Origin of the sequence: Promicromonospora sp. NPDC060271 (assembly GCF_042726755.1) — a bacterium.
In the GTDB taxonomy this organism is placed as follows: domain Bacteria; phylum Actinomycetota; class Actinomycetes; order Actinomycetales; family Cellulomonadaceae; genus Promicromonospora.
Genome location: NZ_JBHXBG010000228.1, coordinates 1 through 7,666 on the forward strand (window position 1 = coordinate 1; position 7,666 = coordinate 7,666).

At 71.2% G+C, this 7,666-nt stretch carries 8 protein-coding genes; 1 reads left to right on the top strand and 7 read right to left on the bottom strand.

All coding sequences use genetic code 11. The features are described 5' to 3' along the window. Nucleotides 1-102 precede the first annotated feature (102 nt). The 3 genes from ACFWE2_RS23500 to ACFWE2_RS23510 all read right to left on the bottom strand — a co-directional run bounded on the left by ACFWE2_RS23500 (nt 103) and on the right by ACFWE2_RS23510 (nt 1,512). On the bottom strand, nt 103-330 hold the full coding sequence (locus tag ACFWE2_RS23500) for a DUF5302 domain-containing protein (protein ID WP_377226627.1): 228 nt from the start codon (nt 328-330) through the stop codon (nt 103-105). 145 nt (nt 331-475) lie between these two features. Then, complete coding sequence (gene nrdR, locus ACFWE2_RS23505; RefSeq protein WP_357446087.1) at nt 476-946, bottom strand: transcriptional regulator NrdR; 471 nt, start codon at nt 944-946, stop codon at nt 476-478. A gap of 119 nt (nt 947-1,065) precedes the next feature. Beyond that, a complete protein-coding gene (locus ACFWE2_RS23510; protein WP_377226628.1) occupies nt 1,066-1,512 on the bottom strand; it encodes a LysM peptidoglycan-binding domain-containing protein in 447 nt (148 codons plus the stop codon). A 189-nt stretch (nt 1,513-1,701) separates the two neighbouring features. Here ACFWE2_RS23510 and lexA point away from each other — a divergent pair, with 189 nt between their 5' ends. After that, on the top strand, nt 1,702-2,517 hold the full coding sequence (gene lexA / locus ACFWE2_RS23515) for a transcriptional repressor LexA (RefSeq protein ID WP_377226629.1): 816 nt from the start codon (nt 1,702-1,704) through the stop codon (nt 2,515-2,517). Nucleotides 2,518-2,601: 84 nt separating this feature from the next. Here lexA and ACFWE2_RS23520 read toward each other — a convergent pair whose 3' ends face one another. From ACFWE2_RS23520 to ACFWE2_RS23535, 4 genes are all read right to left on the bottom strand, one after another. After that, complete coding sequence (locus ACFWE2_RS23520) at nt 2,602-3,591, bottom strand: L-lactate dehydrogenase (RefSeq protein ID WP_377226630.1); 990 nt, start codon at nt 3,589-3,591, stop codon at nt 2,602-2,604. A gap of 26 nt (nt 3,592-3,617) precedes the next feature. Further along, nucleotides 3,618-5,684, bottom strand: coding sequence for an ATP-dependent DNA helicase (locus ACFWE2_RS23525; RefSeq protein ID WP_377226631.1), 2,067 nt, complete (start codon nt 5,682-5,684; stop codon nt 3,618-3,620). A 72-nt stretch (nt 5,685-5,756) separates the two neighbouring features. Continuing rightward, nucleotides 5,757-6,644 carry a carbohydrate ABC transporter permease gene (locus ACFWE2_RS23530; RefSeq protein ID WP_377226632.1) on the bottom strand — a complete coding sequence of 296 codons (888 nt, stop codon included), beginning with the start codon at nt 6,642-6,644 and terminating at the stop codon, nt 5,757-5,759. A 1-nt stretch (nt 6,645) separates the two neighbouring features. Further along, on the bottom strand, nt 6,646-7,620 hold the full coding sequence (locus ACFWE2_RS23535; protein ID WP_377226633.1) for a carbohydrate ABC transporter permease: 975 nt from the start codon (nt 7,618-7,620) through the stop codon (nt 6,646-6,648). Nucleotides 7,621-7,666 lie beyond the last annotated feature (46 nt).

Sequence of the window (7,666 nt, forward strand, 5' to 3'; positions counted from 1 at the left end):
CCTTCCTGTTGTTCGGTGGGGGTTGTTGGTTCCCGTGTTGGCGGTCCAACAAGGCCCCCCTACTGGATTTATAACCTGTCGGCCGGCCTCCACCACCGAGGATCAGCCGGACTTGCGGCGGAACATCTTCTGCACAGGGCCGGTCGTCTCCGAGCCGTGCACCGCACCGGTGTTCACATCGCCCGCGGAGGTCCGGCTCCGGGCCGCGTTCTTGCGGTCCAGAGCTTCCTTGAACTTCGCCTTCGCGTCCGTGCTCGGCGCTGTCGCGACCTTCGGCGCTTCAGCGCCCTTGGTCTCGGCCACCTCGGCATTGGGCTTCTCGTCCGTCACACCGATCACCTCCTCTTGTTCCGGGGGTCCCTCGATCGGGTCCGTCGTCGGCCCCAGCCTGCACCACCGCACCGCCAGGTGCCAACATTTTTGGAGACCACCGAGGCGACCGCTGCCGACGGCGGTGCGGCGGGCCCACGGACTCCTAGGCCTGAGCGGCCGCCCGCTCGGCGCGCTCGGCACGGAGCGAGGTGATCGCGCTCTCGAAGTCCTCGAGCGAGTCGAATGCCTGGTAGACGCTCGCGAACCGGAGGTAGGCCACCTCGTCGAGCTCGCGGAGCGGGCCGAGGATGGCGAGGCCCACCTCGTACGCGTCGATCTCCGCGCTGCCGTTGCTCCGCAGGGTCTCCTCGACGCGCTGGGCCAGGATCGCCAGGTCGTCGTCGCTCACCGGGCGTCCCTGGCACGCCTTGCGCACACCCGCGGCGACCTTGTCGCGGCTGAACGGCTCCGTGGCGCCGGAGCGCTTGACCACGGAAAGGCTCGCGGTCTCCACGGTGGTGAACCGCCGGTTGCAGTTCGGGCACTGCCGTCGGCGCCGGATCGACAGGCCGTCGTCGGCAGTCCGCGAGTCCACCACACGCGAGTCGGCGTGGCGACAGAACGGGCAGTGCATGCTCACTCCTGCGTGGTCGACCATCGACCGGAGGCCTCCGGTCGCGCCCCGACCGTAAGCGGGCAAACCACCCCCTTGCAACATAGCCGCAACATTCGTCGGCGAATCGAGGCCTTCGGTCACTCCTTGGGCAGGAGCAGCAGCTCCCCGACACGCACGCTGCCCGTCGACATCTCGTTCAGCTCCTGCAGCCTCGCCACCGCGTGACGCACGTCCTCGCCGGGCCTCGCGACCTCCTCGGCGAAGCCCCAGAGCGTCTCACCCGGCTGGACCGCGTGCACCCGGACCTCGACGGGTTCCCCGGGGGAGCTGGCGACCGCCGTGGCCCCCCACGTGACCATCGGAGCGAGCAGGAGCATGGCCAGCAGCACGAGGACCACGCGGCCGCGCCGGGTGAGCCGCAGGCCGGCCAGGCCCAGCCGGTCGGCGAGCGTGCGCCCTTCCGTCGGGGTGTACGCACGAACCGCGGCCGGTCGGGCCGCCGGCGTGTACGCCCGGCCATACGACGGCGCATACGCCGGTTCATACGTCGGGGTGTACTGCCGCAGCGGGATCACGTCCCCCATGGCCCCTCCTCGAAGTGTGCAGAGCTTTCGTCGTTCATACAAGCGTTCGTCGAACGCCCGTACCATTGTGTAGCACGAGACACCGTCCATGTCGAGACACGCTCGAACATTCGTTTGAGCCGAGCGCATTTGTGACCTAGAGTGGGTAGCGCACAGGAGAACATTTGTCGGAACGGGAGGGGCACGGGCATGACGGGACGGGACGGGACCAGCGACACGAGAGCCGTCGACACGGCAGCCTCCGGCGTCGCCACGCTGGACGCGCCAGGCGACAAGGCGGTCGCCGACGTGCACACGATCTCGCCGACAGACCGCCTCACCGAACGGCAGCGCCTCGTGCTGGACACGATCCGGCAGTCGTTCGAGACGCGGGGCTACCCGCCGTCGATGCGCGAGATCGGCGAGGCCGTCGGGCTGGCCAGCCCGTCGAGCGTCAAGCACCAGCTCCAGATGCTCGAGAAGAAGGGCTTCCTGCGCCGCGACCCCAACCGGCCGCGCGCCATGGAGCTCGTGGAGCCGATGGCCGAGCAGGTCGACAAGCCGACACGCGGCGAGATCCACTGGCCCGAGCCACGCCGTAGCGGCCAGGTCCACTGGGGTGGCTCCGTTCCCGACGACGCCGGCACCCCGCCGCCGTCGTACGTGCCGCTCGTCGGTCGTATCGCGGCCGGTGGCCCCATCCTTGCCGAGCAGGTCGTCGAGGACGTGTTCCCGCTCCCCCGCCAGCTCGTGGGCGACGGTGAGCTGTTCCTCCTCAAGGTCGCCGGCGACTCGATGGTCGACGCCGCGATCTGCGACGGGGACTGGGTGGTCGTACGACAGCAGAACGTCGCGGAGCAGGGCGAGATCGTCGCCGCCATGATCGACGGCGAGGCCACGGTCAAGACGTTCAAGCAGACCGACGGGCACGTGTTCCTGCTGCCGCAGAACCCTGCCTACGAGCCGATTCCCGGTGACGAGGCCCAGATCCTCGGCCGCGTGGTCGCGGTGCTGCGCAGCCTCTGACGGGACCGCGAGGTGGAGCACCTGTCCACCTCTGCAAGGTGAGCCTTGCGAAGGGTGGACAGGCGCTCTACCTCGCCAGTCTTGTCAGAAGCCGAAGCGCCTCTGCACGGCCCGCACGCTGTCCGCCGAGGCACGAAGGCCGGCCAGCTCGTCGTCGGACATCGGCACCCGCACGTTGTCCGTGACACCACGCCGGTCCACGAGGGACGGCACGGACAGGCACACGTCACCGATGCCGTGGTAGTCGTCCAGCAGCGAGGACACCGGCATGATCCGGCCCTCGTCCTTGAGCACCGCCTCGATGATGCGGGTGGCAGCCAGGCCGACGGCGTAGTTGGTCGCCCCCTTGCCGGCGATGATCCGGTACGCGGAGTCGACCACCTCGCGGTGCACCTCGGTGCGTACAGCGGCGTCGAGCGGCGGGTTGCCGCCCAGCGGCTCCCAGTCGAGCAGCGGCACGCCGCCGATCGACGCCGAGCTCCACAGCGCGATCTCCGAGTCGCCGTGCTCTCCGGCGATGTACGCGTGCACGTTCCCCACCGCCACGCCGCAGCGCTCGGCGAGCACGACGCGCAGCCGGGAGGAGTCCAGGACGGTGCCGCTGCCGAACATCCGCTCGCGCGGCAGGCCGGAGATCTTGAGCGCCGCGTAGGTCACGACGTCGACGGGGTTGGTCACCATCACGTACGTGGCGTGCGGGGCGACGTCGACCAGGCCGGGCAGGATCTCGCGCATCAGCCCGATCGTTCCCTCGGCGAGGTCGATGCGGGTCTGCCCGGGCTTCTGCTTCGCCCCGGCGGTCACGACGACGACGTCGGCGTCCGCGCACACCGCGACGTCGTCCGAGCCGATCACCTGCACCTGGGGCGTGAACATGAGGCCGTGCCGGAGGTCGAGCACCTCGGCCTCGACCTTCGCCCGGTTCACGTCGTGCAGGGCGATGGTCCGCGCCGAGCCCCGCGCGAGCGCGGCGAAGGCGAGCGTGGAACCCACCGCGCCGGCGCCCACCACCGCGAGCTTGGTGGTGCGGGCGCCGGAGGACCGTGCGGCCGGGATGTCCGAAAGGGCTGCCATACCCCCAGACTAGGTGTCGAGCCAGATCAGGTGTCGAGCCTCGCCAGCGCGGCGCGGACCAGCGCGGAGTCGGTCGTCGGCCAGAACCCGGGCATCGAGCGGGTGAGGAACGACGCGTAGCGGGCGGTCGCGAGGCGCGGGTCGAGGACCGCGACCACTCCCCTGTCGTCCTTGCTCCGCACGAGACGCCCGGCGCCCTGCGCGAGCAGCAGCGCCGCGTGCTGCGCCGACACCGCCATGAACCCGTTGCCGCCCGCCTGCTCGATCGCGCGGGCACGCGCTGCCTTGACCGGGTCGTCGGGGCGCGGGAACGGGATGCGGTCGATCAGGACGAGCTGGCACGACGGGCCGGGCACGTCCACGCCCTGCCACAGGGACAGCGTGCCGAACAGGCACGCCTGCGGATCCTCGGCGAACTCGCGCACGAGCGTCGGAAGCTGGTCGTCGCCCTGCGCCAGGATCGGGAGGTCCAGCCGCTCGCGCATGGCCTCGGCCGCGGCGTTCGCGGCACGGCGCGAGGAGAAGAGCCCGAGCGTGCGACCCCCAGCCGCGGTGATCAGCTCCGCGATCTCGTCGAGCTGCGCCTCCGTCGTCGGCTCGCGACCCGGCGCGGGCAGGTGCCGCGCGATGTACAGGATGCCCTGGCGCGGGTAGTCGAACGGGCTGCCGGCGTCGAGGCCCTGCCACGGCGGGGCGTCCGCGCCGTTGAGGCCGAGCGTGCCCGCCACCGGCTCGAACGTTCCGCCGAGCGCGAGCGTGGCCGACGTGAAGACGCCCGTCGCCTCGCCCAGCAGATGGGTGCGGATCAGTCCTGCCACGTGCAGCGGCGCGGCGTGCAGCCGGGTCACGTTGTCGCCGAAGCTGCCCCAGGCGTTGTCCGGGCGCGAGCACCACAGCACGTCGGCGGTCGTGTCCTCGGATGCCATGCGCTCGGCGGTCTCGAAAAGCTGCAGCATGGCGCCCTGGGCCATCTTCAGGCCGGGTTCGGGCTGGGCGGGGGCCTGGCCCTTGCCGCCGCTCGCCTCCGGCTTCAGCGCGCTCAGCACCTCGCGGGCCGCGTCGCGCACCGCGCCGACCGCCAGGCGCAGCTCGTCGGGCAGGCCGCTCGGGAACCGTTCGGCGGGGGCCGTCACCAGCAACGTCCCCAGCGCCTGCGCCGCGGCGTCCAGGGCGTCGGTGTTGGTGCCCGCGTGCCGCCGCGCCAGGCGTGCGGCGTTCTCCACCGACGCCATGGACAGGTCGACGGTCGCCGAGGACGTGACCCGGTCGGTGAGCTCGTGCGCCTCGTCCACCACCACGACGTCGTGCTCCGGCAGGACGCCCGGGCTGCCCGTGGCCGCGATGCCGAGCATCGCGTGGTTGGTCACGACCACGTCAGCCTCCCGGGAGGCGGCCCGCGCCTTGTCGGGGAAGCATTCGGCGAGCATCGGGCACTTGCCGCCCAGGCACTCCAGCGCCGTCACGGACACCTGGCGCCAGGCCCGGTCCGGCACGCCCGGGACCAGGTCGTCGCGGTCTCCCGACTCCGTCTCGTTCGCCCACTCGTGCAGGCGGCGGACATGGTCGGCGAGCGTCGCGCCGTCGTCCCTGCGCCGGCCGCGAGCGCCGCCGGAAGCCGCGGGCTCCTCGGTGCGCGGGTGGTCCTCGCCGCCGGGCAGGTCGAACAGGGTGGGCTCGTCGGCGGGGTACCCGCCGCCGATCTTGTGCACGCACAGGTAGTTGTGCCAGCCCTTGAGCAGCGCGATCTTCGGTTCGCGCGGGAGCTGCGGCGTCACAGCCCTGGCCACGAGCGGCAGGTCGCGCGTGATGACCTGGCGCTGGAGGGCCAGGGTCGCCGTCGAGATGATGACCTTGCTGTCGGCGGCGACCGCGTGCCGGACGGCGGGCACGAGGTAGCCGAGCGACTTTCCGGTGCCGGTACCCGCCTGGACGAGCAGGTGCTCGCCCTTCTCGATGGCCTCGCCGACCGCGACGGCCATGCGGTGCTGGCCGTCCCGGCGCCCACCGCCCAGCTCACCGACGGCGAGGTCGAGAAGTTCCTCGACCTCGGGGATGTCGGTGGTTTGGGGAGGGGCGTCGGGAAGGCTGGTCACACGTTCGATCCTAAGCCGGACCACCGACACGCACCCCGTCTCGTCCACAGGTGCCGGCGGCCGGCCGAGGGGTTATCCCTTGACCGCGCCGCCCAGTCCGGCGCCGCTGAGGAACAGGCGCTGGAAGGCGAGGAAGAGGGCGATCGGCAGCACCGTGGAGATCGCGAGCGCCGCGAGGAACACGTCGAGCTCCAGGTACGGGGCGATGGCGGGCAGCCGGACGGAGAGCGGCTGGTGGACCGGGTCCGGGAGGACCAGCAGCGGCCAGAGGTAGTCCTTCCAGGCGGCGATGACGGCGAACACCGAGACGACGCCGAGGATGGGCTTCGACATCGGCAGCACGATGCTCCACAGCAGCCGGAGGGGTCCGGCGCCGTCGACGCGGGCGGCCTCGAAGATCTCCCGCGGGAGGCCGTCGAAGAACCGCTTGACGAGCAGGACGTTGAAGGCGCTGGCGCCCATGGGCAGCCAGACCGCCCAGAACGTGTTGAGCAGGCTGATGTGGACGAGCGGGACGTCGAGGATGGTCAGGTACAGCGGTACGAGGAGCACGACGGACGGTACGAAGAGCGTCGCGAGCACGAGCCCGAGGATCACGTTGCCGTACCGGGGCCGCAGCACCGACAGCACGTAGCCGCCGGTGGTGGCCACCAGGAGCTGGAAGAACCAGGCGCCTGCCGCGACGACGAGCGTGTTGACGAAGTAGTGGTCGATCTCGGCCCGGTTCCACGCGGTGGCGAGGTTGGCCCAGTCGACCCCGGTGGGGAACAGCCCGAGCGGCTCGCGCAGGGTGTCCTGCGTCGGGGTGACGGCGGCCTTCGCGAGCCAGAGGATCGGCCCGAGCCCGACGACGACGAGGGTGACCAGCAGGCCGCCCTGCAGGACGCCGAGGGCGGCCCGTACGCTCGGCCGGCGCCGGTCGTGGGCCGAGACGATGCCGCGTTCGGCGGTGGCTGCCATGTCAGCTGCTCCAGGGTCGGGTCACGCGGAAGTACACCGCGGAGAGGACGGCAAGGACGCCCGCGAGCATCAGGCTCAGGGCGGTCGCGGCACCGTAGTTGCCGCCGAGGCTGCTCCCGAACGCGTAGTCGTAGATGAGCATCAGGATCGTGAGGGTCGCGTTGTTGGGGCCGCCCCCGGTGAAGAGGAACGGTTCGAGGAACACCTGTGAGGTGCCGATGATCTGCAGGATCAGCGTGATGAAGAGGACGCCGCGCAGCTGCGGGAGGGTCACGTGCCAGACCTTGCGCCACACGCCGGCGCCGTCGACCTCGGCGGCCTCGTAGAGCTCGGTCCGCACTCCGACGAGCGCGGCGAGGTAGATGATCACCGTCCCGCCCGCGGCGGCCCAGGTCGCTTCGAGGACGAGCGACGGCATGGCGCTGCCGGCGTCCTGGAGCCAGGGGTAGGGGCCGAGCCCGACCCAGCCCGCGATGGTGTTGAAGACGCCGGTGTCGGAGGCGTCGTAGAAGAACTTCCACAGCAGCACCGCCACGACGGGCGGCACGACGACGGGCAGGTACGCCAGCGCGGAGAAGAGGCCCCGCATCCGCCGCACCTCGCTCATCAGTACCGCGGCGGCCAGCGGCAGCGGGTAGCCGAAGACGAGCGCGAGCAGCGCGAACCACAGCGTGTTCTGGACGGCCTTGCCCAGCAGCGGGTCCTGCAGCACGAACACGAAGTTGTCGAGCCCCACGAACTCGGGAGCGGTGACGAGGTTCGTCTCCTGGAGGCTCATGACGAGCGCGCGGCCGATCGGGAACCAGGAGAAGACGCCGAACACGAGGATCATCGGACTCGCGATGATCAGGGTGCTCAGACCGCCCTCACGCAGCCAGTCCCTTGGCGTGCGCCGCCGGGTGCGGCGCGGGCTCGGGCGTGACGGTGGTGGTGGTGCCGGAGCCGCGGCTCGCAGCGGGCTGGAGATGGTCGTCATCGTGGATCCTTCGCTTCGGTGGCCGGGCCGGCCCGCGTCGACGGGC